The 26,680-nt window shown below is 58.1% G+C and carries 24 protein-coding genes and 1 tRNA gene; 24 read left to right on the top strand and 1 reads right to left on the bottom strand.

What is annotated here, in order from left to right:
• Positions 1-21 precede the first annotated feature (21 nt).
• The 23 genes from CAURIC_RS07795 (at position 22) to CAURIC_RS07685 (ending at position 22,523) form a co-directional block, all read left to right on the top strand.
• Positions 22-1,152, top strand: coding sequence for a VG15 protein (locus CAURIC_RS07795; RefSeq protein ID WP_172644105.1), 1,131 nt, complete (start codon positions 22-24; stop codon positions 1,150-1,152).
• Positions 1,139-1,402, top strand: coding sequence for a hypothetical protein (locus CAURIC_RS07790; RefSeq protein WP_156963568.1), 264 nt, complete (start codon positions 1,139-1,141; stop codon positions 1,400-1,402). Before CAURIC_RS07795 ends, CAURIC_RS07790 begins: the two co-directional genes overlap by 14 nt.
• 141 nt (positions 1,403-1,543) lie before the next feature.
• Positions 1,544-2,080, top strand: coding sequence for a capsid assembly scaffolding protein Gp46 family protein (locus tag CAURIC_RS07785; protein WP_172644104.1), 537 nt, complete (start codon positions 1,544-1,546; stop codon positions 2,078-2,080).
• A 32-nt stretch (positions 2,081-2,112) separates the two neighbouring features.
• Positions 2,113-2,484, top strand: a complete 372-nt coding sequence (locus CAURIC_RS07780) for a hypothetical protein (protein WP_035115740.1) — start codon at positions 2,113-2,115, stop codon at positions 2,482-2,484.
• A 6-nt stretch (positions 2,485-2,490) separates the two neighbouring features.
• Positions 2,491-3,510, top strand: coding sequence for a major capsid protein (locus CAURIC_RS07775; protein ID WP_035115737.1), 1,020 nt, complete (start codon positions 2,491-2,493; stop codon positions 3,508-3,510).
• Between the two features lie 12 nt (positions 3,511-3,522).
• A complete protein-coding gene (locus tag CAURIC_RS07770) occupies positions 3,523-3,705 on the top strand; it encodes a hypothetical protein (protein WP_035115735.1) in 183 nt (60 codons plus the stop codon).
• Positions 3,686-4,057 carry a hypothetical protein gene (locus CAURIC_RS07765; RefSeq protein ID WP_156963564.1) on the top strand — a complete coding sequence of 124 codons (372 nt, stop codon included), beginning with the start codon at positions 3,686-3,688 and terminating at the stop codon, positions 4,055-4,057. The genes CAURIC_RS07770 and CAURIC_RS07765 overlap by 20 nt, the downstream gene beginning before the upstream one ends.
• Before the next feature lie 8 nt (positions 4,058-4,065).
• Entirely contained in the window at positions 4,066-4,419 is a 354-nt protein-coding gene (locus CAURIC_RS07760) for a hypothetical protein (RefSeq protein ID WP_156963562.1), read from the top strand.
• Positions 4,420-4,599: 180 nt separating this feature from the next.
• Complete coding sequence (locus CAURIC_RS07755; RefSeq protein WP_035115732.1) at positions 4,600-4,836, top strand: hypothetical protein; 237 nt, start codon at positions 4,600-4,602, stop codon at positions 4,834-4,836.
• Positions 4,833-5,198: a hypothetical protein gene (locus tag CAURIC_RS07750; RefSeq protein ID WP_035115729.1), complete on the top strand. Its 366-nt coding sequence runs from the start codon at positions 4,833-4,835 to the stop codon at positions 5,196-5,198. Before CAURIC_RS07755 ends, CAURIC_RS07750 begins: the two co-directional genes overlap by 4 nt.
• A gap of 46 nt (positions 5,199-5,244) precedes the next feature.
• A complete protein-coding gene (locus CAURIC_RS07745) occupies positions 5,245-5,841 on the top strand; it encodes a phage tail tube protein (RefSeq protein ID WP_052095174.1) in 597 nt (198 codons plus the stop codon).
• A 97-nt stretch (positions 5,842-5,938) separates the two neighbouring features.
• Entirely contained in the window at positions 5,939-6,205 is a 267-nt protein-coding gene (locus tag CAURIC_RS07740; RefSeq protein ID WP_035115726.1) for a hypothetical protein, read from the top strand.
• A gap of 74 nt (positions 6,206-6,279) precedes the next feature.
• Entirely contained in the window at positions 6,280-6,645 is a 366-nt protein-coding gene (locus CAURIC_RS07735) for a hypothetical protein (RefSeq protein WP_156963560.1), read from the top strand.
• A 15-nt stretch (positions 6,646-6,660) separates the two neighbouring features.
• The gene (locus CAURIC_RS07730) at positions 6,661-13,365 is read left to right on the top strand and encodes a tape measure protein (RefSeq protein ID WP_035115720.1); all 6,705 of its coding nucleotides are present in this window, start codon (positions 6,661-6,663) and stop codon (positions 13,363-13,365) included.
• 9 nt (positions 13,366-13,374) lie between these two features.
• Positions 13,375-14,148, top strand: coding sequence for a hypothetical protein (locus tag CAURIC_RS07725; protein ID WP_035115717.1), 774 nt, complete (start codon positions 13,375-13,377; stop codon positions 14,146-14,148).
• A 4-nt stretch (positions 14,149-14,152) separates the two neighbouring features.
• Entirely contained in the window at positions 14,153-14,995 is an 843-nt protein-coding gene (locus tag CAURIC_RS07720; protein WP_290182369.1) for a hypothetical protein, read from the top strand.
• A gap of 3 nt (positions 14,996-14,998) precedes the next feature.
• Positions 14,999-16,657 carry a hypothetical protein gene (locus CAURIC_RS07715; protein ID WP_290182368.1) on the top strand — a complete coding sequence of 553 codons (1,659 nt, stop codon included), beginning with the start codon at positions 14,999-15,001 and terminating at the stop codon, positions 16,655-16,657.
• On the top strand, positions 16,658-18,607 hold the full coding sequence (locus CAURIC_RS07710; RefSeq protein WP_052095170.1) for a hypothetical protein: 1,950 nt from the start codon (positions 16,658-16,660) through the stop codon (positions 18,605-18,607).
• Positions 18,607-19,668, top strand: a complete 1,062-nt coding sequence (locus CAURIC_RS07705) for a hypothetical protein (protein WP_035115711.1) — start codon at positions 18,607-18,609, stop codon at positions 19,666-19,668. Before CAURIC_RS07710 ends, CAURIC_RS07705 begins: the two co-directional genes overlap by 1 nt.
• A gap of 96 nt (positions 19,669-19,764) precedes the next feature.
• Positions 19,765-21,225, top strand: a complete 1,461-nt coding sequence (locus CAURIC_RS07700) for a GH25 family lysozyme (protein ID WP_290182366.1) — start codon at positions 19,765-19,767, stop codon at positions 21,223-21,225.
• Positions 21,225-21,569 (top strand): hypothetical protein, encoded by a 345-nt coding sequence (locus CAURIC_RS07695; protein WP_035115709.1) that lies wholly within the window; start codon positions 21,225-21,227, stop codon positions 21,567-21,569. Before CAURIC_RS07700 ends, CAURIC_RS07695 begins: the two co-directional genes overlap by 1 nt.
• On the top strand, positions 21,569-22,066 hold the full coding sequence (locus CAURIC_RS07690) for a hypothetical protein (RefSeq protein WP_035115706.1): 498 nt from the start codon (positions 21,569-21,571) through the stop codon (positions 22,064-22,066). The genes CAURIC_RS07695 and CAURIC_RS07690 overlap by 1 nt, the downstream gene beginning before the upstream one ends.
• Positions 22,059-22,523 carry a twin-arginine translocase TatA/TatE family subunit gene (locus tag CAURIC_RS07685; RefSeq protein ID WP_035115703.1) on the top strand — a complete coding sequence of 155 codons (465 nt, stop codon included), beginning with the start codon at positions 22,059-22,061 and terminating at the stop codon, positions 22,521-22,523. The genes CAURIC_RS07690 and CAURIC_RS07685 overlap by 8 nt, the downstream gene beginning before the upstream one ends.
• A gap of 198 nt (positions 22,524-22,721) precedes the next feature.
• Here the strand turns inward: CAURIC_RS07685 and CAURIC_RS07680 are convergent.
• Positions 22,722-22,793 (bottom strand) — tRNA-Gln (locus CAURIC_RS07680).
• 114 nt (positions 22,794-22,907) lie between these two features.
• Here CAURIC_RS07680 and mfd point away from each other — a divergent pair.
• Positions 22,908-26,675: a transcription-repair coupling factor gene (gene mfd, locus CAURIC_RS07675; RefSeq protein ID WP_290182362.1), complete on the top strand. Its 3,768-nt coding sequence runs from the start codon at positions 22,908-22,910 to the stop codon at positions 26,673-26,675.
• The last annotated feature ends 5 nt before the right edge of the window (positions 26,676-26,680 follow it).

Genomic DNA, 26,680 nt, shown 5'->3' with positions numbered 1-26,680 from the left:
TTGTTGGGAGGTGGGGTGGTGGTGCAGCAGGATGATTACGCGTTGGCGTTGGAGTATCTGCGGTTGTTGGCGCAGCAGCGTTTTGGTGAGTTGTGGAGGGCTGGTGGGGTTGGTCGTTTGACGCGTTCGGAGGTGCGGGATGCGTTTGCGGAGTTGACGGTTGCTTTTGGGGAGCAGGCGGCGGCTGCGGCGGTGGATTATTTGGTGTTGTCGCGGTCGTTGGATGAGGAGTTGGCTGGGTTGGCGTTTCCTGATCAGGCTGACCCGGTGAAGTATGGGCATGCGTTGGCGTCGTATGACTGGGCGTTGAACACCTCTATGAATGCTGGTGTGTTTGATGCTGTGGGTGCGCGGGTGAAGTTGGATGGGATTTTGGCTCGTGTGGTGTCTGCGCAGGCGTCGGGGACGATTGTGCGGAATGTGATGCGTGATGGGACGGCGTTTGCGCGTGTGCCGGAGCCTGGGGCTTGTTCTTTTTGTTTGATGTTGGCGTCTCGTGGTGCGGTGTATACGGCGAAGACGGTTGGTGCGGTGAATAAGTTTCACGATCATTGTCGTTGTCTTGGTGTTGAGGTTAAGCGTGATGGTTCTGATTTGCCTCGGATTAATCGGGATTTGGAGCAGTTGTGGAGCGATTCGGAGAGTTCCACCCAGGCTGATTTTGAAAAGGCGTTGCGGGCTAGGAAGCTCAATGGTGGCCCGCTGTGGCCTGAGCTGAAGACCGTGACGGTGCCAGCCTATAAGGGTGATGGGATGTCGACGGTGTTTCCTGGTGAGCCGTTGCCGAAGGATTTGGACCGTGTGGTTGCTCATGTGTTGTTTGGCTGGCGCGATACGCCCAAGAGGGGTGACGCGTGGGTTAAGCATTCCGAGGATTCCCGGATGGGGCACACGTGGGACACGCAGCGTGAAGGTGCGTCAAAGTTCCCGAAATCGTGGAGTAACCAGGACATTGCTAACGCGGTAGTAGAAACACTGGAAAACCCTGAGAAGACTAAGATTGCTGGTAATAAGCGCCTAGTGTTTTCGCAGGCTGAGGATGGCTGGGTTATGGCCGAGTATACTGTTATTGATGGTTCTGTTCGAAAAGGAGCGGTTACCGCGTACATGGTAGATAAGTTACCGAAGAAGGGAGTGCGTGATGTTGACTGATAGGGAAGTCTATCGTTGGCTAGATGGCAGGATCCCTGCTTCCGTAGATAGAACCTCTGCGCTGAATGATCTGGATGCCGACGAGGATGAGGAAGCTGTGATGTCGTTGGTGGCGGAAGCATTTGAAGAGGGCGAGCTATCTCTAGAGATCGTAGAAACGTTGAAGCGTGAATATCCTGAATCGGGGTATCCATTGGAATCTATTGAGTGGTATGAGAGACAAATTATAGAGAATTCCTTCGAAAAGTAGGATAGCGCCGTCTAGCTGGTAGGTGTCTGGGTTCGAGTCCCAGCGGTTGCACTAAAACCCCATTGGGTGCCTTCGGGTTCCTGGTGGGGTTTTGTCATGCCCGAAACGGGCGTACCACCCCTGAAAAAGGAGAACAAGAAGATGAAGAACACTCGCCCGTGGCTTCGGTTTATCGAAGGCCCACAAGGTGGTGCCGCAACGGCATCAGAGCCCACGGCTGCCGATGAGTCCACGCAAGATACCACTGAGAATGACTCAGGCGAGGTGGATTCCGGCGAGGTGGATTACAAGGCCAAGTACGAGGCCATGAAGACCCACTCTCGGGATTGGGAAGCTAAAGCCAAGGCCAATATTGCCGCGGCGAAGAAGTTAAAGGAGTTGGAAGACGCTGAGAAAACCGAGCTGGAAAAGCTCGGCGAGAAACTCGCGGCGTCCGAACACACCAACAGCCAGCTCCAAGCCCGCCTGGACCAGCTCAGTATCGCCGCCGAACACGGCATTAGCCCCACGGATGCGGAACTGTTTCTCCACGGTGATAAAGACACCATGGTCAAGCAGGCTAAGGCGCTAGCTGAACGGGGCAAGGTGAAAGGCCTCGGGGTGAATCCGGCGCAGGGGCGTGGGGTGAGTTCTTCACCGACGCGCGAAACCATCGTTGAGCGCGCCAAGAAACTCTAAGCATTGTTTCGACAAGAAAGGGCATGAACATAATGCAGCTTGGAATTAAGACCGAAAAGTACGGTTCGGGCAGTCAGCGTTGGCTAGGCTCCGCGCACGGCACCGACGTTGCTCGCACCGTCACTATTGATGGGACGAAATTGACCAGCTTCACCACTGGGGTAATCCCCGCCGGTACGGCGCTGAAAAAGGGCGATGGCGGTAAGTACGAGCCAGTGACCGAAGCCAGTGATGCGCTGGCGGGTTTCCTGCTTACGGACCAGTCGTTTACCGGCGCAACAGACGTTGTTGCGCCTTTGGTGTGGCATGGGCGTATTCGTGCCGATTTCCTCCCCCAGAGTGGGTTTGATGTGACCACATTGACCACCCCGAACCCCCAGTTCACTATCGAGAAGGAGGCCTAGGAACCGATGAAGCTTTTTACTGACTACGCTGACCCCTACCAGCTCACCCTTACCGCTCGTGTGGGCTTTGATGAGCGCGAACGCGCCCGTGGGATTTCCCTGTCGGAGTTCCTGCCAAACCTCAACGTCAACGGCACCAGCTTGGAGGTAAGCCAGTACGGTGGCGGGTTGAATGAGGTAGCGGAGTTCCGCGCATTCGATGCTGAAAACAGCTTCGGTGAGGGCCACGGCGGGCAGCGCCTGACCGTGCCCTTAGCCGCGCTTGGCCGCCAGGAGCGAGTGTCTGAGTGGGACCAGCTTCAGATGCGCAACATCTCCGACAAGGATATGCTGGAAACCTCCCAGCTGCGCGTTGCCAAGCGTATCGGCGCAGCTATTGCAGACCGCCTGGAACTGGCACGCGGCCAGGTCATCCAGACCGCAAAGTTCAGCGCCGATGAAAACGGGTTCAAGTCCGACATGGACTTTGGGCGTGGGTCCGCGTTTACGGTGACGGCTGCTACCAAGTGGGACCAGCAGGACGCTACCCCGATTGATGACATCACCGCGTGGGTGGAGGCCTACGTTGCAGAGCACGGTGTGGAGCCAGAGGCAATTTTGATGTCGAAGAAGGCGCTGTCTGTGTTGAAGAAGGCCACGCAGGTGCAGAAGTTTGCTACAGCAGGCCAGATCGCGCAGATCGTCAACTCTGACTACCTCAACGGCCTCCTCATGGACCACGGCCTACCGATGGTTCGTGAGTACAACCGCAAGGTCCGTAAGGGAGGTAAGGCGGTCGATGTTATCGACGCGAAAGTTGCGGTGCTTGTGCCCCCGGCTGAACTTGAAGCCGGTATGACCGCACTGGGCACCACCCTGGAATCTTTGCAGAGTAACTACAACCTTCCGCATGACGAGCAGGCAGGTATTGCCGTTGGTGCCTATAAGTCGGAGAACCCAATTGGTATCTACATCAATGGTGCCGCTATTGCGATGCCTGTGTTGGCGAACGCTAACGCGTTTATGGCCGCAACCGTCTTGACCTAGGAGGTGTGATTGATGCGTATTCGTGATGATTTTCACGGCAGCGTCTACGCTCACACCGCGGGCGGTGTGGTGGTGTTGACTGCCGGCGGTGAGGTCCCGGATGGTGCGCAGGTTGATGCCGGATTGCTCGATCCCGACTCGCCACCAACCACCCCGGTGAAGCGTGGGGGTGGGCGTGCTCGCAAGTCTGAGTGATGTTGAAGCCCGTCTTCGCGACCCACTTGGTGAGGACGCGCAGCAGCGCACAGCAGGCTTGCTGGAGGAAGCCTCCGCGCTGGTCGTAAGCTACCTCGGCTACACGCCTGATCCGGTGCCTGATGCGGTGCGCCTCGTAGTCTCCCGCATGGTGGCTAGGGTGCTGGAAGCCCCACCACAGTCCCAGGCCGCAGAATCCGTGTCGTACACCGCGGGACCTTTTGCGACGAACTTGTCTTTTGGGCAGGGTGCGTCTGGTGGTGCGCCGTGGTTGTCCGTATCGGACAAGACCATGTTGGCGCCATTGGTTCGGCGCCGACGACGCGGCGTGTACTCAATGTCGATGGGGTGAGCGTCGAAGTGAGCACCCCTTTTATCCCGTTGTCTCATGAGGTAGAGGTGTTAACCCCAGGCGAACCGGTGGTAGATCGGTTCGGTGACTCCCGTCCTGGTCCCGTGGTATCCCGTCATCTTCGGGTGGCTGGGTGGTGGGTTGACCGAGTGGAAGAAAAGGCTGGGGAGTCGGTGCTGCGGACCATTGATTACCTGCATGTGCACGTGCCTGTTGGTGCTGAGTTTGGTACTGCGGCGAAAATTCGATTGCCGGATGGATCTGTGTGGCAGGTAGCTGGTAATCCAGAAAACTATGATCATGGCCCGTTTGGGTTTTCCCCGGGGCTTGTGGTGGTCCATGCGTTGAAGGTGGAGGGATAATGCTGGAAGTAATTGCTCTTAACCTCAAAGATGAAACTCAGCCGGTGCATTTTGACACGGACTGTGTGGAAATCATGGACGGCGCCCTTGTCGTCCTGAGGAAAGATAGGTCAACTTTTTTGGCTGGTTTCGCACCGGGTAGGTGGCTCACTTTTCAGATGGTCGAGGGGTGAGCTTTCTATGAAAATCACATGGAACATTGATGGGTTCCAGGAGATGCGCAAAGATCCGGCTTTGCGAGATCAGATCAATGGATTGGCGCGTGATGTGGCCACCCGGGCTGGAAATGGCTTTGAATGGGACTCTCAGGAGTTTCCGGACCGTTATCGTGCCATCGTGTTTACTGATACGCCCCGCGCAATGCGGGTCAACGCGCGCGATAACACGCTGCTGAAAGCGTTAGGTGGTGGCAAATGACTCAACTTGCTGTCGAGTGGCTTCTCGAGGAACTTCGTGGCGTGGTGGAGTGCCCCGTTGTGACGCTTGTGCCGCGTAAGGCGGTTGAATTGTTCGTCCGCGTCGATGCTGCAGCCATCACAGCTAAGGCACCTACGTTGCAGTCTGGGCTTGTCGCAATCCAGGTTTATGGTGCCGATCTCGAGGCGGTCATCGACACCATTCAGACAATCCGCCTCCACCTCATTGATGGCGCATTCCATCGCAGCGACAAGCTGCTGGGCTGGGACGAAGAGGCTGGCCCTCATGACTTCCCAGACCCCGACACGCCGGATATCTTCCGATGGCAGATCACCGGCGAACTGTTCACGACCCTCACCTAACCAGGTGGGGGTTTTCTTATATCCAATTCCTTAAAGGAGGAATCTCATGGTTGATGCACGTAATCGTAAGAATGTTCTCGTAGGCGCACCTGACGTTAAGGTCGTTGGCGGGATCACTGTTGGTGCGCCTGTCGCAACCGCTGACAAGTTCCCGACCGCCGTCGATGCAGACCTAAAGCAGACCTTGCAGCACAAGCCTGCCGGTTACATCTCCGAAGATGGTGTGACTAAGACGGTTGACCGTTCTACGGAGAAGATCAAGGACTGGAATGGTGACACTATTGTCATTACGCAGTCTGACCACTCTGTGATGCTCAAGACCACGTTCATGGAGGCTGCAAACTCCGATGTTCTGAAGCTGGTGGCGGGCGAGGCGAACGTTTCCGAGCAGGGAGGCGTGCTCAAGGTTGTGGAGTCTGCGGAAGAGCTTCCGCACTTCTCCATTGGCTTCACCATCAATGGTGGCAATGGTTCGAAGATTCTCGTGTTCGCGCCTGATGCGCAGGTCACTGAAGTTGGAGACGTGTCCTATGTCAAGGCTGATGTCATCAAGTTTGAGGTGACTATTGAGTGCTTCGGGGTGGACAACCAGAAGCTGATCTCGATGATTAAGCGTGCCGAAGAGGTCGGCTCCTCCGATTAGTTCCCCTGGGCTAGGCGTTTTCTGGCGGGTCGCGTCTAGCCCTACCTTCATAGACCTGCCAATCTAACCCGCTTCAAGACTTTTAAGGAGACCCGCTATGGCTCTGGAACGATTCCACTTCACTACCGCTGACGGCAAGGAACTTGACCTGCCGTTCCTCAAGGATGCAGTGACCCGCAAGGCGTTCAAAAAGGTATTCAATGACAGCAACAACGCTGATGACCTGGATGATGATGAGCTGTTCAAAGCCGCGAAGTTCGACAAGGCCACTGTCGACATTATCGACAACATGAGTGTTCGTGACTATGAGAAGTTCATCGTGCAGTGGACCGAGCAGGGAGATACCCCACTGGGGGAATCCTAAGCATTGCGCAAGCCCTTGACGATGACGAGTTCTGTGAGGTTGTAGAACATGAGCTTATTCGTCAGGGGTTGCGTTTGCGCTGGCTCTGCGACGGCACTGACCGCCTGAACTGGCGTGACGTGGCCGTCGTTATCCGTCAGGCAGACGACAAGTCCGCCATCGCCCGCCAGTCCATGGGCGATGCTTATGGCTGGGGTGTGGGGGAGTACTTACTTGCTAGCGCCGTTGATGCCCTTCATGGCGCGAACTGGCAACGTTCCGGCAAGGGTGAGCGCCCAAAGCCGATCCCTCGTCCGAGTGTGACAACGGCGGATATGGAAGGGCAGAACAAAAATGAGGCGTCATCCGGCGACCCGTTCAACGATAAAGAATCCGGTGTGTTCACCGGCGAAGCTATACCCGTTGACGAGCTGAACAAGTGGCTCGGCTGGGTGTCATAACAGGAGGTTGGGGCAGTGGTTCAGCTAGCTAACGCATGGGTGGTTATTAAGCCGTCCACGAAGGACATTGCCCCAGCTGTGAAGCAGGCTCTGGGTGAGGCTGATTCGTCAGCCGTCAAGTCCGGCGAGTCGATGGGAACCAAACTATCGTCGGGCATTGGCAAGACGCTCAAGAGGGGCGCGCTGGCTGCCGGCGCTGCTGCTGGCTCGGCGCTTGGTTACACTCTTAAAAAGGGCTTTGATCGCCTTTCGGCTATCGAGGGTGCGCAAGCCAAGCTCAAGGGCCTTGGTCACTCCACGCAGAACGTGGGAAAAATCATGGACTCTGCTCTTAACTCAGTGAAGGGCACGGCCTATGGCCTCGGTGACGCTGCGGGTCTTGCTGCGCAGATGGTTGCTTCTGGGATCAAGCCGGGGCAGGAGCTGGAAGGTGTCCTTAAGACTGTGGGAGATACGGCTGCGATTGCTGGCCGTGACATCTCCGATGTAGGCCTTATCTTCGGTTCGGTCGCAGCACGCGGCAAGCTCCAGGGCGATGACATGATGCAGCTTATGTCCAGCGGCATTCCCGTGTTGCAGTTACTCGCAAAGGAGACTGGCAAGACCTCCGAAGAGATTTCGGAGATGGTTTCCGATGGGCAAATCGACTTTAAGACTTTTGAGAAAGCTATGAAGGCCGGCATGGGCGGGGCTGCGCTCGAGATGGGCAAGACGTTTTCGGGTTCGGTGATGAATGCTAAGGCTGCTGTTGGTCGTCTCGGCGAAACGCTGCTCAAGGGTCCATTCAACGTTGCCCCTGCCATTATCGGTAACGCCACTAAGGCAATTGACGGACTAACCGACAAGGTTAGGGGCGTTTTCGAGTATTTCGAAAAGGGCTATCAGGGGGATGCTTTCAAAAAGGCCTTTCCTGACGCTCAAGTAGCCAATGAGGTCGCGCGCACGCTCGATAGCGTCAAGCAGAAGTTCGATGACTTCATGTCTGGCCTCAAGGGCAATAATGACGCTCCAGGCATGTTTGGTGCGTTAGGTGAGTCTGCCCGGAAGATCAAGGACGCATTTGTTGAACTCGCGCCGAGCGTGGGCAAGATTATCGCGTCTCTGGGGCAGGGTGCGATGGCTGCGTCCATCGTGTCCATGACGGGCGCGTTTGCCACGCTTGCCCCGCTGTTAGCGAATATCCTCGCGCCAATTCTGGAGAAGATTGCCCAGCTCATGACGGAGAATCAGGGCGCGGTGAATGGGCTTGTTACTGGCTTCGTCGCGTTCAAGGGCATAAGTTTCGTCACGGGATTGTTCGGCGGTGTGGCTGGTAACCTGCGCAACGTCGGTGGTGCCGCAAAGTTCCTTGGCGGGGCGTTAAGCGGTGGGGGTGGACTCGGCGGCATCATGCTCCGGGTCGCTGGTGGGTTTAAGTCCGCTAACCCCATCATCGCGGGCATCGGCAAAACGTTCGTAGGGCTTGGTAGCAAGCTCATAAATATGGGCTCGCTGTTTTCGCGCATCAGCGGAATTGGGTCGAAGATCGGCTCGGTGTTCCTCAAGGTGGGCGGTAGTCTCGCGCGGTTTGCCGGCGTCTTAAAGTCTGGTCTTGTCACCGGTTTGCGCATGGCGATGGGGGCATTCCGGGCGCTGACGGCCGCAATGCTGGCTAACCCGATGGTTCTCATTGCCACTGCTATCGCTGCAGTGGTTGCCGGACTCATCTGGTTTTTCACCAAGACCGAGACCGGTAAGCGAATCTGGGGCGAGTTTATACAGGCCCTTAAGGACGCATGGTCGTGGCTCGCGAACAAATTCACGCAAGTCTGGAGTGATGTTTCTGACGCTGCATCGTCTGCATGGGAGGGCATTAAGTCCGCTTGGTCGGCAACAGGCGATTTCTTCACCGGCGTATGGGATGGCGTTAAATCTGGCGCCTCCGGTGTGTGGGACGGCATTAAGTCTGGCGCCTCCGGCGCATGGGACGGCATCAAGAGTGCCGCTTCGGGTGCTTTCGATGGCCTAAAGAACGCGGTCACCGCCACTCGCGATTGGCTGTCTGAGAACTGGACTACGGTGCTGTCGATCCTTGGCGGGCCTATCGGTATGGCAGTTTCCTACATCGTTACCCACTGGGAGCAGATCAGGGACGCTTTTGCCAGTGGCGTGGAGACGGTCAAGAACCTGTGGAATGGCTTGTGGAATGGTTTAGTTGCTGTCGCATCTGCTGTCTGGAATGGAATCACCACCACGCTTTCTGCGGCATGGAATGGGTTAGTCTCCATTGCTGGCGCGGTGTGGAATGGGCTTAAAGCCCTCATTGTCGGCGTGTGGAACGGTATCCGCGCCGGGGTGATAGCGGTCTGGAATGGACTCTCTATTGCGATCGTGGCCGGGTGGAACGCCATTAAGGGCATGGCCATCGCAGTCTGGAATGGTGTTAAGGCTGTCATTGTGGGCGTATGGAATGGCCTACGCGCTGCCGTACTGGCTATCCTCGGATTCCTGCGTGATGGCATCGTCAATGGCTGGAGTGCTATCAAGTCCGCAAGCTCCGCAGCGTGGAACGCCATTAAGGCCGTTGTTCTCGGGGCGTGGAATGCGGTTAAGGCTGGCGTTATCGCGGCTGTTAACGCGCTCAAGTCCGCCATCTCCAACTTCGTTAACAGTGCCCGCAACAGCTTCAATAATTTCATTCAGATCGTCTCTGGTATCCCGGGGCGCATCAAGGGCATTTTTGCGGCTGCCGGCAGTTGGCTCGTCAACGCTGGGCGGGACATTATCTCCGGTCTTGTTTCGGGCATTCGTTCCGCTGGGTCGATCATTGGTGACGCTATCCGCGCGGTCGTGCCCGATAGGCTTGAGGGGTTCATTGGCCTGTCGCTCGGTGGCGTTATCGAGGCTTATGCCCAGGGCGGAGTTAAGCGCTTTGGGCGTGGAGGCAAGGAGAATCACAGCGCGCAGATCGCCAAGGCTGGCGCGTGGCGCGTGTGGGCTGAACCTGAAACCGGTGGCGAGGCCTACATTCCGCTGGCTGGCTCCAAGCGTGCCCGCTCGACGGCTATCCTTTCGCAGGTCGCGGACATGTTCGGCCTGTCTGTCGTTAGCAAGGACACTGGCGCTCCGGTCGACCCTCGCTACCGCGGGTCGCTGGCCCCGAAGAGCGTGAATTACTTCGCCGATGGTGGTATCACCGCGGGTGATGTTTTGCAGTGGGTCCGAGGTAAGACCGTTAAGGGTATGCGTGCGCCCGCTGGTCGCAGCCTTGAGGGATTCCCTTACACGTGGGGCGGTGGCTCGGCTGGCAATTGGGGTGATTGCTCTGGCATGATCTCGCTGGTCGCCGGCTTCGTTAAGGGGCTGTGGCGTCACCGCCCATTGGCGCGCTTGTTTGCGACGGGCAGTCAGGGTTCCGTGCTGGCCTCGATGGGCGCGAAGCGTGGCCTCGGTGGACGCAATGACTTCAATATTGGCTGGTTCAATGGTGGCCCATATGGTGGCCACACGGCTGGCGACGTGGGTGGTATCGCCATTGAGATGGGTGGAGCTCGCGGTAATGGCCAGATCGGTGGCCGTGCTGCTAGCGCTCGCCACCCGTCGTTTACTGACCATGCTCACTTCAAGCTGTCCAGCGCTCGCCCGGAGACTCCGTGGCGTAGGCCATCGGCTGATTCGACGGCTGGCATGGCTGGTGGTAGTGCTGCACCCCTTGCGGGTGGCGTGCCCGCTGGCGCTGCCGTGGGCGACTCGTTCGGCGGCAGCACTTCCGTATCGTGGGGCAAGGCGCAAGACCTGTACACGCAGGCCGCCGAGTACCTAGGCGTAGGAAAAGCGAGCTACGCAGCCCGTCAGACCGACCAGAACGTCAGCGGTACGACCGCGACCGATGCCCGCGACCCGCACACCCCAAACAAGCGCACCGGCGTTCCTCAAGGCGATAAGCCCCGACCCACGAGCAAGTGGGGGCAGCCATTCTTCGCATTCGAGATCGCTCGTTCCGCTAAGTCGAAGCACCTGCCTGCACGCGGCGCCATGATCGGCATTGGTACGGCACTTGTGGAGTCCGGCGACCCGCTGAAAATGTGGGCGAATCGAGCTGTGCCTGAATCGATGGCGTTCAAACATGACGCAGTTGGCTCGGATTACGACTCGGTGGGCCTGTTCCAGCAGCGCAATAACGGCGCATGGGGCACCACTGCAGACCGCATGAGCCCGTTCCGTAGTGCCGGCATGTTCTTCAATGCCATGCTGCGGAAGTTCCCGAAGTGGCAACAGATGGACCCTGGTGCGGTGGCGCAGGGGGTGCAGGTGTCTGCGTTCCCCGGGCGCTACGCAGGCAAGATGGGGCGCGCTATGCAGCTGGTGAAGTCCACCGGCTTGTACGACCAGGGCGGCGTACTGCCACACCGTGGCCTATCTGTGAACCTGTCCCGCAAGCCGGAAGCTGTTCTCACGAACAGTCAGTGGGGCAACTTTGCGCGATCCACGCGGGCTACGGAAGATTTGGTGGTGGTGCTCAAGCGTGGCATGCCTGAGTTTCAGGTACTGTCCCGCAAGGGGCCGGATGCGTGGCTGCGCACGGCTGTGGCGGTGGAGAAGATCGCAGCTACCGGTGACTACACGGGCAACGCGCCATTCGCGAAGGATTCCGTGTTCACGGAGATTGCGTTGCGGTTGTATGAGGTACGCAAGTCTTTCGAGAATGAGATCAATAAGGCCATGGGCGCGGTGAAGCGTTTCGGCCTTACGCTTGGCGGGGAGTTTATCGGCAAGTCCGAGATTGTCCGCGATGCGGAGGAGGGTTTGGCGCAGACCCGTGAGCAGATTGCAGCTGAGACGGTCAGGACTGCTGACCTTGAAGAGGACCTTGCGAAAAAGCGCATTTCCCTCATTGGGGCACGTAGCAAGAGTGCCGCGCTGACAACGGTGCAGACCCGCAAGCTCGCTGACGCGGAAGAGGCGCTGCGTGATGCGCGCGCCGTTAAGGATTCGGCCAAGCGGGCTAAGGCTATCGCCAAGGCGCAGAAGCGTCTCGATAGGGTGAATGAGGATATTGCCGAGTCGCTGGAGAAGTCCAGCGAGAAGAACGCCAAGGTTGTTCAGAAGGCAATGGACGATGTTGCCAAGGCGGAGGGTAAGCTCACCGAGGCTCAGCTCAAGCAGGCGGATGCTGCGATTCGCCTCGAGGCTGCGGAACGTACCGTCGCTGCGTCGCGCTACAAGGCGATCGGCGAGTTGGCTACTGGTGTGTTGGATTCGGTCGCTAAGGGCGCTGGCACGGTCGCGGAGTATGCCGGGGCAATGGCGAAGCTGGCTAGTGAAGTGGAAAAGACCCGTCAAGAGGTTTCTAAGCTTGCTCTGGCAAACGTCAACAACCGGATCGCGACTCTCGAGGCGGTCAATGCTTTGCGCACAAGCGAGACTGACCTCGCGCGAGCCCGGTGGGACGGTTATGTCTCCATCGCTCGTGCCGAGGCTGCGCTTGCTAAGGAGCGCAAGGGTCATCTCACGATGGGTGCTGCGAGTGTGGCGAACCTCGCAGATGCTGTTGATCGGTTCCGCGTGGCTGGTGTTGCTGCTGTTGATGACATTTTGCTGACATGGGTGCAAGACCAGGACTTGGTCATGCAGGCCGAGTGGGCGCTGAAGCAGGCGCGGGCAGAAGCTGCCCTTGCCCAGCAAGAAGCGACCATTAAGCAGCAGTTGGCGCAGTTCAACCTCGCGGCTGCCACGATGGAGCAGGTTCACATCGCCCAGCAGCTACGACTACAGACCGCGCTGCTTGCTCAGCAGCAGGCTGCGACGTTCGGTGTTGGCGTGCATCAAATGGGCGCATTGCAGCGCATGGGGCAGGCCGTTCAGAAGATTTTCACTGGTATCGCGAAGATCGTCGGTGGTATCGCGATGGGTGTTGCTGGCTTTGCTGTCGGTGGCCCCCTGGGTGCTATTCCCGGTGCGGTTACGGCATTGTCTGGTATTCCTGACCTTGTTGGTGGCATTTCTGGAGCCGTGGCCAATAAGAAGGCTGCCGATGAAGCATGGAAGAAGCTCGACCCAGCTGCTAAGGCTGGCGCTGGCTTCGGCATCGCTGGGGCGGCGCTGTCTGGTTTGGCTGGCATTGCCGGTGGCACGGTAGGTGGGCTGGGTCCCGAAGCCATCACTGGCGGGTTCCAAGTCGGCAATTCGATTCTTGATGCCACATTCGGGTCGATGTCGCAGATCGCTGAAACAAAGATGGAGGCGATTAATGCCGAGCATCAGAAGCGACTCGATGAGATGCAGCGAAGCTACGAGTTGGACAAGGCAATTCTTGAATCACAGAAATCTGGCCTACAGGCCGGCTCGAGTGCCACGCTGGAGAAGCTGAAGCTCGATATTGAGGTCGCGAAGCTCAGTAAGGAGCTGGCTAAGGCGCGCGCCGATAAGGACGACGCGGTGGTTATTTCCGCGTTGGAGCGTGCTGTAGCCGAAGCGACAAAGCGCCAGGGCGAGCTGGCCGCAATGTCCGCGTCGAATCAGGCGCGACTCGATGCGGCAACACACGCACTGACGCAGGCAGCAAGGGAATCGGGCAAGCAGGTGAACATCACCCTCACCGGTGATGGTTACAGCTCAAGTCAGGTTGAAGAGCTACTTAACAGCGTCGCCCGGGAGTATGGCGACATGAACCTGCGCATAACGCGCCTTGAGGATAAAAACGCGCCGGGCGCATTGGATTATGCGTCGGCCCGCCGATAGGAGATTTGAGTGTTCGAGATTGATTACATTGCCCCTGACGGTCGGGAGTGGCGGCTGCATTCCCAGGGTGAACGGGGTGAAGCGACGATCATTGAAGAGGGTGTGGAGGGTTTCGTAGGTTCAGTCGAGGATTCAGTTATTGAGTCTGTTGGTGAGCCGGGGCAGATTCTCGATGCTCTCAATGTGGGTGTGATGACGGGGTCATTGCAGTGTGTGCTGGTGCCTGATGGTGAATCGATAGATGAGTTGTTTTCGCGGTGGCGTGCGTCGTGGTCTCGTCGGAGGTCTGGAACGCTGCGCATCAAGAGTCCCCGGCTGGGCGTGTTGACAACGGCTGCGAGATTGTCGGAGTCGATGCCTACCCCGGAGGTTGACCCCGGCGGCAAGCGTCATGCGCGGGTGGAAGTGCCGGTGGTGTGCGACCGTGGGGTGTGGAGCACGGACAATGTGCGTGGGTCGGGAACTGTCACTGTGACGAATTTCGGCGATGTTGCGCTGTGGCCGTCGGTGGAATGGGCAGGTGCTGGTGGGCCGGTCACGCTGCCCAGCGGCGCGACTTTCACGCTACCTGCGGCAGGGTCGAAGCGCGTGTTGTGTTTGAATCCTGCGGAGTCGCTAATCGTGAAAGACCTTGCGGGAAAGGTTGACCGCGCACTGTGGCTGAAGCTTGCTCCGGTGGCGTGGGCGGAGCCTGTGATGGCGGGAGAGACCGCGCAGTTCAGGGTGCCTGCGGGCGCAGAATTGGTGTGGCGCGTGAGCGTCCTGGACCCGTTCGGAGGGTGATGTCATGGATTGGGTAGCGCATAAAAAGCACCGGGATTACATGGTGGCCACGACCGGCCAGTGGGCTGGGCTGCTTGATGAAAACGGCGTTCCACTGTGCGACCTGCCGCCGGTGGTGGAGATTGAGGGCGATACGACGCGTAGTGACTTAGGCGAGCTGACGATGACGGTTCAGGTGCGCACGCCGAGTGGTGAGGTGCATCCGATTGTTGACGAGATTATCGCCCGCGGTTTGGGCGTGGTGGATAGTCAGGCGCGCCTTGTTCCGGCGAACCAGGCGACGCGGTTTGTCTGTGTTGAGCGCGAGGGGTTGCGCACGGTGTATCGGGTCATGTTTGCGACTGCTCATGGTGGGGCGTATGTGCCATCGACGGTGAAGATTCACGCGGTGACGGTGCTGGATGTGCTGCAGGGGTTGCCGGCGTGGTCTAACCCACGGTCGATCGATGGGCAGTGGCGTTCGGTGAATCAGGATTTCGCCGTGCCGTGGGAGACAGAGCGGGACCTCATGGGAGTGTCGATGGCGACTCGTGCCGATGGCTACACGGTGCATGGCCCTGCGGTGGACATGATGAAGCGGATTATCGATGAATCTGTGTCTGCGTTGATGAAAGTTACGGGCGAGGTTGAGCCACCGGTGGTGTGCGAGGTGGTGCCGGGCGCGCCGAGTCCTGATGTGTTTATCCGCCCTGAAGATGATTCGGTGTGGGAGACGGTTATTCCGGTGGCTACTGCTGCTGGTGTTGAGGTGTCGGGAACGATGTGGTTGCCGGGCGACCCGCCCCTTGCTAGTGGGGCGACGAAGCCCACGGTTGTGGTGTGGTTGCGGCAGTCGGAGAGGGGATAAGTTATGGCTAACCCGGTAGTAACGCTGCTGGCTGATGGTGGTGACATTACGATCGGTCGGCGTGTGTCGAGTTTCATTTATGGCGTGGTGAATGTGACCGCCGCCGAGGGGGTGGATACGCCGGACGATGATACGGGGCTGGAACAGGGTTATATTTGTCGCGCTGATGGTGATGTGCCGAGGGGTCGGTTTGATTTCAATTTCGCCCGCCATGATGCGCAGATGCGCATGGCTACCGAGGGTGGGGACGGGTCCAGTGATATGGAGCAGGGCATCGTCGCTGCGTCCCGTCGGTCGAGCGGGGATGTGTTTTTTGAGCGTGATATTGAGTCGGCTGGGTTTGGACGGTGGGTTCCGGGTCGTGATTTTAATGTGGGTGACACTGTGGGTGTGCGGTTGTGGGGGCGTACTATTCCGCTGCCGGTGACGAGTTTGTCTTTGCGTAATGGCCGGTGGGTGGCGCATGTGGGCGGGCAGATGATACATGATGCTGAGAAGTTGAAGAGTCAGAATCAGTCGATTGAGAAGACGATTGCTGATGAACGTCGCAGGCAGCGGAAAGAAACTAAGGCGATTGCGGGATCTGTGTTGGTTGCGCAGGTGACGGCTGATTCTGCTAAGCAGGGGGCTGAGCAGGCGCAGGTGACGGCTGCCAAGGCTAGCGATGAGACTCAGCATTTGCGTGGGATTTTGTCGGGGGAGGGTGCTTCGCCTGGTGATGTGACTGCTCAGTTGGCTGTGCTTGCTGAGCAGTTGGAGGAGCATGGGGAGGCTTCGCCGGGTGGGTTGATTCCGGCGTATATTGCGGCTAATACGCGCCGGTGGGAGCTGCAGGAGCAGATTGATGAGACGCAGAATGATTTGCTTCGGGTGCAGTCGGAGGCGCAGGACGCGCTGGCGCGTCAGACGGCAGCGGAGATCGAGACCGTTCGCGCCCTGGTGGACTCGCTGCGGGAGTCTCAGCAAGCGATGCTGCAAGCGCAGCATGAAACGCTCTCGATCGGCCAAGTGCAAACGAATTCAACGAGTGAATTCTTTAATTACGAGTATTTCCACAATCCTTTTCACTTTACTTCCCGGTTCACAGCGAAGGGGTCGTGGAGAGGAAAAGTGAGTTACCAATACGCGAGAACCAGCTCTTCTAATGTGCAGCAAATGTTTTTGGGTGAGTGGCAAGTGCCAGATTCCAATGGCTCCCGCGTCAAAGAATTCGATATGGGAACTGCCTCTTATGATTGGTTCTATTTGCAGTTCGAAGTGGAAAACGGTGTGCAGAAAACCCGCGATATCACCCAAGGTCGTACCGACACCCCACAAAACAATTGGTACCGACACGCAAACCAAACATTCACCGCCAAAATAACCGGTTCGCACGCGGTCTACTGGGAAGTCACGTGGGACGCAACCACCTACCACAACCAATATGCAATCCGCGTCACAACCAGCAAAAACCGCACCCTCGGACAATGGGGACCACACACCAAAGTGGGGCCCCTCCTCCCCGGTTTCGACGGTTCTCGCACCCACTATCTACGACTGGCTGACCAACAGCTACAAGCCGGTGAACAGGTGTTCTTCGAAACCTTCACTGACGCAACGGAGCCAAGCCAGCGTGCGGTACGGGCCACAATGACCAAAATCTCATGGATTGAGGAGAATTAAATGACTGTTGTTTCTGGTGATTTGAAGATTGTCACGGGTGTGGCTCAGCAGGTGTCGGAGGTGTGGGCGCGGGCTGCGCGGTCCCGGCCTGTGGCGGGCGGGTGGCTGCTGGAGAACGCGGGCCGCGCTCTCGTCACCGCTGGGCGGGTGGAGATTGATTTGCACCCCGGGCCGTGCGTGTTGGTCGCAGTGATCGGCGGGCAGCCGGCGGAGTCGGTGGAGCTGGTCGTTCCGGAGGGTGCGAAAGCTACGCTGGAGGCCTGTGTTCGTGCTGCGGAGGGTGCTGGGGGGTTGGAGCGTGATGGGTTGGACGAGCTGCGGGCGGAGATCGGGTTTTGGTTTGAGGGTGCGAGGGAGTCTGCTGCTGCTGCGAAAGTGAGTGAAACGGCTGCTGGGGCGAGTGCGACTAAGGCTAAGGCGAGTGAGTCGAACGCTAAAACGAGCGAGACTAACGCTAAAGCAAGCGAGTTAAGCGCTAAGCAACAGGCAGATAGGGCTGAGGGTGCTATTAGGACCACCCGTTGGGTGGGAGATCAGGTTGAGATTAATGGGCAGCTTTCCCCACATCTGACGGGTAAGGCTGTTGTTAATGCGCCTTTGGAAACACGGGTTGATGTGGCTGATGTTGTGGCGCAGAACCGTTCGGGGCTAGTCCCAGATCATCCGTATAGTGACCCAACGCCTGAGCAGGTTGCAGCGGTTAAGGGTGTTGTGAGCGCTTTTATGCGCGGGAAAACGGCTGTTGCCCCTGAGGGTATGGAGATCCTCGAGGGGTTTGAGGGGGCTGCGCAAAGGAATGTCCGTATCCTGCGGTCTGTTCCCGGCAATGGCTTGTATTGGGGTGTGTGGGTTTTCCCGATTGATGACAAGATTACTGGCGTGATGGAAGCGCCACACCCTGTTTTCGACGGGGGTAGTGATGATATTGCGGTGAGGATTTGGGCTAAGAGTCCCGCCGGTACGGTGTTGGCGGTTGCTGGCTCGCACCGGACTAACCCGGATGGGCTGAACGCTCGCGATGTGGCGCATAACACTAAGTCGATGTGGCATCAGATCACTACTTTTATTGCTCAGCCTGGACTACCGGAGCTGCAACTGCATGGATTTGGTGATGATTCGATGCCGGGTGTGGGGGCTGTTGTGTCGTCTGGGTCGTCTCCGTTGTCTGCTGGTGTGATCCGCACGGAAGCGTTTATTTCGGCTGCGGGTATTGCGACGGCGCGACAATGGGACGGGTCGGCAACCAAGCTGATCGGCATGGCGAACATTCAGGGCGACGCTGCTGCCGTGCGCGGTAATCCGTTTATGCATATCGAGTTGTCGAAGACGGTGCGAGATAACCCAGAGGCGTTTATTGAGGCTGCTGCCTCGGCTGGTTTCTTGGCTGGTGAGAATGGCGCACTGCTGACGAATGAGTTTCCTAAGCCCGTTGGTTCTGCGAATTCGCGTGGCGAGTCTGCTACTGCTGCGCGTGCTGACCATACGCACCGGCTGGTTCAGAATGATCCGCAAGATGGTGAGATTGTTGCCCGCGAGGGCGGTGGCTGGCGGTCGATCCCTGCATCGCAGGTCGTGACTAGCGGTGGAGGGTATGTAAAGCCTTCTGCTGGTATTCCTTCAACTGATTTAGCTCAGGATTTGAAGGATATGAAAGCCACGGTTGACGCTGCTACGTATTCCGCGACTGCTAACACGCTGATGAAGCGCACTAGTACGGGAGCGGTGTCCGTCGCTGATCCAACAGCGAGCGTTCACGCCGCGAATAAAAAGTACGTGGACGGTGTAGCAGCCACTAAGGCCGATGCATCGCATACGCACACGATTAGTCAGGTCGATGGGCTGGAGAGTCGTCTTAGTGGGGTGGAGCAAGCCATGCCGAAGATTCAGGTAGTCACAGCCCTGCCCATGTCTCCTGACCCGTCCACTATCTACCTGGTGGAGGAGTCCTAATGCCGATCATTTCCAATGGCGGGAAAATCAAGCAAGTGTCCTCCGGCACAACCCCTATCAGCAAGATTTTTTACGGACGCGACCTTGTGTGGCAAAGGCTATCGAAGGCGCAGGTAGACGTACTGCGGGGATACGCAGCATACAAGGGTGGGCAGTCGTGGGATCGGGGCCAGTCCTCTACTGTCGGCGAGCTAGGTAAGACATGGACTGTGATGGGGCCTGTGGGCGCGGGGGAGTCTTTCACTGTCGGCGGCGTGACAGTCACAAATGCGGCGGGGGTAGTCTCTGTGCAGGTGGTGTCCAACCGTGCCACTATGTCCTATTCTGCGCCTGGTACGCACACCGGCACCCCTTTGGTATCAGTGTCAGCTACTACTGACTGGTACGGCTATCGCACGCGCCTGTACGTCAATGGTGTGAGTCAGGAGACCGCTTCGAATGGCGGGGCTTTTAAGGGCGAGGAGTCCACTGTGGGCGGGAATGTGCGAGTGAACTGTAGGTGGGTGGCGCAGATCACCGGAAGCGCGGTTGGCAACCCCACCAGCGACAGTGACGCGTCCGAGATCACCTACGCTATCCAGTGGGGCGCAGTCCTAGCCGAGTATGTTACTCGCACACACACGGCCGCGCGAACAAAGATCGACCTCCCAGCACTGGAAGGTTACCGGTGGGCAGTCGCTTACCGGGGCTACGGCGGAAACGCAAGCAATACATCTAAGACAGGCGGTGCAGCTGGCCCGACTGGCGTGCGACTCTATGCCCCCCGAGAAAGCCTCACCGTCAACTGGCTCACAGTCTTCTCCACAGATGATCGACTAATTGGTGACTACACCGTTGGCTTCGGTAGCAACGGGGCTGCCACCACATGGCTTGGAGAAAATTCACCACCAATCGATTTACCTTGGGGAGACACGCTCCCTGGTAAGACCGCATCTACAAGCGCCGGCAAATACACAGGTCACGGTGCTGGCGGCTCGTATTTTACCCCAGACAGCGAAGGAAAACTTCCCACAGGCTCCGGCGGCGGATGGGCAGAAATCAGATGCTACCTATGGGCATAACACGGGAGGTAAAACGCCACAGCGTGGCGAAACCGCCCCATAGGTTTACATGACTTACGGCCGTTTCTTTTGAACATTTTATTTTAGGGTGTCTTTATGGAGAAAGTACTTTCTTATTCCCGCCAGTGGGTGACTCAGAACACAGGCTACTATTGTGGCCCCGCGTCTACTCAAACAGTGATTTTAGGAAAAACCGGGAAACTAGTTTCTGAGGATGAATTAGCCCGCGATTTGCGAACTACGGTTAACGGCACTGATTACATCGGCTATTTCCCTGGCGTTCTGAATCGCCGTATTGGTGGCGGTTGGAGACATCAGGATATTCCGGGTGCTGATGCGTCGCCTGCTGAGGTTGAGACTTTGTGGGATCGTTTGCGCAGTAGTATTGATTCCGGTTTTGGCGTGATCGCTAATTTTGTGGTTCCATCGTCGAATTATCCGCGTGCGGTTGCCCCGTCTACTCAATCGCCTGCTTATGGTGGGGGTACTGTGTATCACTACGTTGCCTGTATGGGCTATGGGGAGGATTCGAATGGTCGGCGTGTGTGGATTGCCGATTCCGGGTTTAGTCCTTATGGATACTGGATGTCGCTCCGGCAGTTCGCTAGTTGTATCGCCGGTAAAGGTTATGCTTACGCCACTGCGCGCGTGAGCGCCCCTAAACCTGCGCCCGCCCGTAAGGTTGAGGCGCCCTCCGGGGGGACTATTTTTGGCGTGGATGTGTCTGAGCATCAGGATGGCATGAGCTTAAAGAAGGCTGCTAGTGAGGGTGTTCAGTTCGCTATTGTCCGTGCAACTGATGGAACTTATAAGGATCGCTGTTATCAGTCTCATATTGCGGATGCTGAGCAAGCTGGGTTAGTCACTGCTGCGTATCACTATTTGCGTAACCCTAGTGAGGGCACCACGGTTGCTCAGCAGGTGCAAGCCTCACTGGATGTCATGGGGGATAAGAAGCGCCCCGTGTGGATTGATGTTGAAACTAATGCCGGTCTACATGTGAATCATATCCGTGAGTGCCGGAATGAGTTTCAGCGCAGGGGCGTGCGAGTCATTGGCTGCTATTCCTATGTTCCTTATTGGGAGGGGCGTATTAGTCCTAGTGAGCCTGATTCGCATGAGTTTGGAGCGTTTTGGGTCGCAGCCTACGGGCAGAATACCACCGGTGCGCCACGGCAGATTTACCCCGGCGATAGCCACAGACAATGGGGTTATCCGTTAGGGAATCAAAAACCAGTTATGTGGCAGTTCGGAAGTAACGCGCAGGTCGCGGGCTATACGGTAGATATTAACGCCTTTAAGGGCAGTAAAGATCAAATCAGGTCGCTGTTTTACGGTTCGGCAGCGCAGAAAATCAGCAAACCTAAGGAGGAAAACATGGCGGATTTTGACCAAATTAGCCGACGCTACGGGTCTCGCGTGCCCGGCTCTAAGGTGACGATGACCCCGCTTGATATGGTGCGGAATATTGACGCGCACGCCTTCATCACTAAGGAAACGGCGACGCGACTGGAGAAGAAGATGGACATGATTCTAAGCAAGTTGGAGGGCAAATAATGAATCAGAAACTTAATCCGATGGCGTGGGTGCGCTTGGTGATTTACGTTATCTCGGCGTTGGTGGGCGTGGCTGCTGTGGTCGCGTCCACTGTGGGGCAGACCGATATTGCCGCGCTGCTGGGCACGCTGGCTGGCGCTGGCGCTGCTATCACGGGCGGTACCGCTGTCTATAATCTGCCGAAAGCGCCCGATCAGGACAAGCTGGCTGGTATTGATTTGACCGCTGTTCTGGCGGCTATCCCCACGATTGCCGGCGCTGCGCAGACCTATCAAAATGCTATGGCTTACGAGCCACGCCACGCCGAGACAGTCGAGGGTGCTTATCCCGGTCTGGGGGAGTGATGAAAGGCGATTGGAGGCCTGGGCTTCCCGCTGACGTGTCCGCGTTGCTGGGGGGGATCATGGCCTTGCAGGCTGGCAACCGTGGCGTGGATTACCTTTTGGGCGATCGTGATACAACCACTAACTCGCTTACGGTCGTCGAGCAAGCCATGCCTCTATGGGTGTGGGGCATGCTGTTTTTTGCTGGTGGTGTGCTGGTCGGTGTGGGCATGTGGAAGCGCCACGCGGAGCCGATAGTCACGGGCGCTACCCTGCTTATGGCTACCTACGGTGCTTTAGCGTGGGGGTTGCTGCTGAAAATGATCGAGCGAGGCACGCCAGTGCGCGCATTCACCCATGAAGCCAGTAAGTTCGACCTCGCGGGCATGATCCACGCTTGGCCGTGGGATGGGTGGCGAACCCCCACAAGCTTCCTCGCAGTCGCTATCATGTGGGGCTGCATCGCATGGGGAACACGGGTAATGCAGCGCGCGAGGGGAGTGAAAGCACTTGAATGATCTTATAGACGCTTTCCCAAAAACCCCCGGCTGGTCAATCGTCCTGGTGCTGGTGCTGCTGATTTTCGGGCCTGCCGCGATTTTCTCCCGCGAGTCAGCGGAAAAACTGTGGATCATCGGGCGTGCGGTGGCGTGGCTGCGTACCCGGCAGCAGCGTTCCATCGACCGCGAGCGAGCGTTGGAGGAGGCCACGGTTCGGCACCTTAAAGGGCGCATCGCCTCTTTGGACTCGCAAATGGGCGAGATGCGTGCTGACTTTGACGAGGAGCGCCAAGACGCGCGCCGACGAGAAACGCAGATCAGGGCCGAATTCACGGAAGCAAAAGAATACATCATCTGGGCCACTAGCTGGGCACACAATGTTTTGACGATGCATTCTTTTCATGGGTGGAAGCCACCCATCCCGCCGTGGATGACGTTTGAGCAGTGGCAGGCGACGCGCCGCGACAATGATTAAAGACCCCCGTCATGGGTTGAGCTTATGCTCCCTGTGGTGGGGGTCTTTTTTGCGTTTCGGGTAACGACGACGTGACGACATTTTGACGACAATAGGCACTAAAACAGGCTAAAACACACTAAAATCCAACACCCGCAGAAAACACGAAAAACCCCGCCCTACCAGCATGAACGCAGGTTACGGGCGGGGCATCAAAAGCTCTCCCACCAGGACTCGAACCTAGAATGACGGTACCAAAAACCGTAGTGTTGCCAATTACACCATGGGAGAATGCACTAGCTGAACACAGGCCAAGGCCGTATCACTGTGCATGGGACACAATACCTCACGACCCGCAGGGGTAGAAAACTGGCCTGTCTTATCGCCTCGCTACACTGGTCAATCATGAGTTCAAAGACCTCGGATCAGCCGCGCCACACAACCGCACCTGCACTATCCGGCCTGCTCAAGGCCGTGAGTCAGGATTCCAAGCTGCGCGGTTTGGTGACCCATATCGGGGATCACTCTCTGCACATGCAGGGCCCTGAGGGTGTGTGGCCTTTCGCGGTCGGCGCGGTCGCTAGCCAGGCCCCTGTCCTCGTCGTCACGGCAACCGGTCGCCAGGCGCAGGACCTCACCGAGATCCTACGGGCCATGGTGGGCTCCGCGGTGGAGATGTTCCCTGCCTGGGAAACCCTTCCGCACGAGCGCCTCTCGCCTGGCGTGGAGACAGTTGCGGCTCGTATGCGGGTGCTGCGCCGTTTGCGTGAGGATTGGGGGGACGACGCCCCGCGGGGCCCAAAGCAAAACCCCTCCGGCTTGCGCATTGTGGTGGCCTCGGCTCGCGCGGTGCTCCAACCGGTGCAGGAAAACTTGGGGGATGTGGAGCCAATTCGGTTGGTGGAGGGCCAGGATCTCAGCTTCGATGACCTCCCAGATCGTCTTGTGGAACTGGGTTATACGCATGTGGACGTGGTGGCGAAGCGGGGCCACTTCGCTATCCGTGGTGGCATTGTCGACATTTTCCCTGCAACGGAAGAACTACCGGTGCGTGTGGATTTCTGGGGCGATGAGGTCTCGGAGGTGCGCGCGTTCAGCGTGGGCGACCAGCGCACGATCCCCAACCTCCAACTAGATGACGTGACGGTGTACCCGTGCCGGGAGCTTCTACTGACCAACGAGGTCCGGGAAAAAGCCCGGCAGCTAGCCCAAGAACACGCAGGCAATGCGGAACTGGCGGAGCTCTTCGACAAGATCAGCCAGGGTATCTCCGTGCAGGGCATGGAAGCGCTGATCCCGGCCCTGCGCACGTCAGATCTGGTGGCCCTTCCCGCGTTGATGCTCGAGGGCACTCACACAATCGTGACAACCCCGGCCGCAGTGAAGCGTCGTGCGGTGGACTTAGCGGAAACCGGCAAACAGTTCATGGAAGCCGGGTGGGAAGTCGCCGCGATGGGTGGAGCTATGCCCCTCGACGGCGTGGCGTACATGTCGCTCGAGGGATTGCAACAGGTGCAAAAGAACCTGCATCGCCCGTGGTGGACCCTATCGCCGGTGGGTGTGGCGGATTTCGGGGACGCGGATACGGAAGACTCGGCGTCCAGCGGAACTCTAGATGACGATGTGCTCAGCCTCGACTATGCAACTGCCCCCACACCCCACGGGGATATGGAGGCTATCGGTGCGGTTATGGCCGATATCCGAAAGCGCGTGGAATCCGGCGGCCGGGTAGTCTTCGCAGCTCCCACGCCCGCCGTTGTAGCTCGCATGGTGCGTCGCTTCAAAGAAGCCGGAATCGCCGTCCAACCTATCGGCGTTGACCTTGCGGGATCCCGAGGCCTGGGCCGATTGCCGAAGACCACGCTCACCCCAGCGGATGAGCCCGCACCTAAGCATGTCAGCATCTATCACGCAGTCGCGCACCAGGGGCTAGATTTCCCATTTGCCGGGGATGATAAGCACTCCAGCTTGCTGTTCATTACCGAAACCGACCTGACCGGTAACCGTGTGGATGCCAAAGCAACAGGCAAGCGGAAACCGGCCAAAAAGCGCAACCGCGTGGATCCACTCGCGCTGGAACCAGGCGATCTGGTGGTCCACGATTCCCACGGCATCGGCAAATTCGTTCGCATGGAAGAGCGCACTATCGGCAAGGGCGCCGATGCCTCGCGCCGGGAATACTTGGTTCTGGAATACGCGCCCAGCAAGCGCGGGGGTCCAGGTGACCAGCTGTACGTGCCCATGGACCAACTGGACTTGCTCTCCCGATACGTGGGTGGGGAAAAGCCCGCACTGTCGAAAATGGGAGGTGCCGATTGGAAGAACACCAAGCGCAAAGCCCGCGGCGCGGTACGCGAGATCGCCGGTGAATTGGTCCAACTGTATGCCACCCGCCAAGCCGCGCCGGGGTATGCCTTCGGCGCCGATACACCCTGGCAGAGGGAGATGGAGGAGGCCTTCCCGTATACCGAAACCGAAGATCAGTTCAACGCAATCGAAGCGGTGAAAGCCGATATGGAAAAACCCGTTCCCATGGACCGCGTGATTGTGGGCGATGTGGGTTACGGCAAAACGGAAGTTGCGGTGCGCGCAGCATTTAAGGCAGTGCAGTCCGGTAAACAAGTTGCGGTTCTTGTCCCCACCACGTTGTTGGCGCAGCAGCACTTCAACACGTTCACCGACCGCATGCAGGATTTCCCCACGACAATTCGCGAGCTATCGCGGTTTACCTCGCCCGCGGAATCACGCGAAGTAATCAAGGCAATGGCCGATGGGACGGTCGACATTGTCATCGGCACACACCGCCTCCTGCAGACCGGGATCCAGTGGAAGAACTTGGGCCTAGTGATTGTGGATGAAGAGCAGCGTTTTGGCGTCGAGCATAAAGAGCACATCAAATCGCTGCGCACCCATGTGGATGTGCTGACCATGTCCGCTACACCGATTCCACGCACGTTGGAGATGTCCATGGCAGGGATTCGGGAAATGTCGACCATTCTCACGCCTCCGCAGGATCGCCACCCCGTGTTGACGTACGTAGGGCAGCAAGAGGATAAGCACGTGGCCGCGGCCATCCGGCGTGAACTGTTGCGCGATGGGCAAGTGTTTTACGTGCACAACCGCGTGAAAACGATTGAACGGGCCGCTGATCACCTGCGCCGGTTGGTGCCAGAAGCCCGCGTGGTTGTTGCCCACGGGCAGATGAGCGAGGAACAGCTGGAAACCACCGTCAAGGGGTTCTGGGATCGCGAATTCGACGTGCTGGTGTGTACCACGATCGTAGAAACGGGATTGGACATTGCCAATGCCAACACCCTGATCGTGGAAAACGCCCACCACATGGGCCTATCCCAGCTGCACCAGCTGCGCGGTCGAGTGGGCCGTTCGCGTGAACGTGGGTATGCGTACTTCTTGTACCCGCCGGGTGAGGTGCTCACGGAAACATCCTACGATCGACTGACCACAATCGCGCAGAATAACGACCTGGGCGCTGGTATGGCCGTGGCGATGAAGGACTTGGAGATGCGCGGCGCCGGTAATGTGCTGGGCGCCGAGCAGTCCGGGCATATCGCCGGAGTGGGCTTTGACCTGTACGTCCGCTTGGTCGGGGAGGCCGTCGAAGCATTCCGCGCGATGGCCGACGGCAAAGTGGTCGACGGAACGGAAGAGGAAAAGAAGGAAATCCGTATCGATTTGCCCGTGGATGCACACATTCCGGTGGAGTACGTGGCCAGCGAGCGCCTGCGTTTGGAGGCATACCGCAAGTTCGCCGCGGCCGAGGATAACGAGCAGATCGCGATCGTGCTGGAGGAGTTGCGCGACCGCTATGGCGAGCCCGGCGAGGAGATCCACATGCTGGCCGCGCTCTCCCGACTGCGCCTTCTGTGCCGCGACTTGAAGGTCACGGAGGTTGTTGCCGTGGGGTCGAAGATCAGCTTCAGTCCCATCCAGCTGGAGGATTCCGGCCAGGTGCGTTTGAAGCGACTGTTCCCCTCCGCGAACTACCGCGCGACCACGAAGGTTGTGCTGATTCCGGCGCCTAAAAAGGGCGCGGGAATGCGGGCGGTTCCGCTGCGGGAAATGGAACTTGTGCAATGGGTTGCGGACTCGCTCACGCAGATGGCGGGCATCCCATCGCGGAACATGAGTGGAATAGAGGCAGCGAGCAGGTAACATCT

The sequence above is a fragment of the Corynebacterium auriscanis genome (assembly GCF_030408435.1).
GTDB lineage: Bacteria > Actinomycetota > Actinomycetes > Mycobacteriales > Mycobacteriaceae > Corynebacterium > Corynebacterium auriscanis.
This window is presented reverse-complemented; position numbering and strand designations above follow the sequence as displayed.

Bases quoted from the DNA above. Each gene is read 5' to 3' on its own strand.
- CAURIC_RS07705 (WP_035115711.1), top strand. From the start codon at position 18,607: ATGCCGATCATTTCCAATGGCGGGAAAATCAAGCAAGTGTCCTCCGGC.
- CAURIC_RS07785 (WP_172644104.1), top strand. From the start codon at position 1,544: ATGAAGAACACTCGCCCGTGGCTTCGGTTTATCGAAGGCCCACAAGGT.
- CAURIC_RS07715 (WP_290182368.1), top strand. From the start codon at position 14,999: ATGGCTAACCCGGTAGTAACGCTGCTGGCTGATGGTGGTGACATTACG.
- CAURIC_RS07740 (WP_035115726.1), top strand. From the start codon at position 5,939: ATGGCTCTGGAACGATTCCACTTCACTACCGCTGACGGCAAGGAACTT.
- CAURIC_RS07775 (WP_035115737.1), top strand. From the start codon at position 2,491: ATGAAGCTTTTTACTGACTACGCTGACCCCTACCAGCTCACCCTTACC.
- mfd (WP_290182362.1), top strand. From the start codon at position 22,908: ATGAGTTCAAAGACCTCGGATCAGCCGCGCCACACAACCGCACCTGCA.
- CAURIC_RS07690 (WP_035115706.1), top strand. From the start codon at position 21,569: ATGAAAGGCGATTGGAGGCCTGGGCTTCCCGCTGACGTGTCCGCGTTG.
- CAURIC_RS07770 (WP_035115735.1), top strand. From the start codon at position 3,523: ATGCGTATTCGTGATGATTTTCACGGCAGCGTCTACGCTCACACCGCG.
- CAURIC_RS07700 (WP_290182366.1), top strand. From the start codon at position 19,765: ATGGAGAAAGTACTTTCTTATTCCCGCCAGTGGGTGACTCAGAACACA.
- CAURIC_RS07780 (WP_035115740.1), top strand. From the start codon at position 2,113: ATGCAGCTTGGAATTAAGACCGAAAAGTACGGTTCGGGCAGTCAGCGT.
- CAURIC_RS07755 (WP_035115732.1), top strand. From the start codon at position 4,600: ATGAAAATCACATGGAACATTGATGGGTTCCAGGAGATGCGCAAAGAT.
- CAURIC_RS07695 (WP_035115709.1), top strand. From the start codon at position 21,225: ATGAATCAGAAACTTAATCCGATGGCGTGGGTGCGCTTGGTGATTTAC.
- CAURIC_RS07745 (WP_052095174.1), top strand. From the start codon at position 5,245: ATGGTTGATGCACGTAATCGTAAGAATGTTCTCGTAGGCGCACCTGAC.
- CAURIC_RS07710 (WP_052095170.1), top strand. From the start codon at position 16,658: ATGACTGTTGTTTCTGGTGATTTGAAGATTGTCACGGGTGTGGCTCAG.
- CAURIC_RS07750 (WP_035115729.1), top strand. From the start codon at position 4,833: ATGACTCAACTTGCTGTCGAGTGGCTTCTCGAGGAACTTCGTGGCGTG.
- CAURIC_RS07720 (WP_290182369.1), top strand. From the start codon at position 14,153: ATGGATTGGGTAGCGCATAAAAAGCACCGGGATTACATGGTGGCCACG.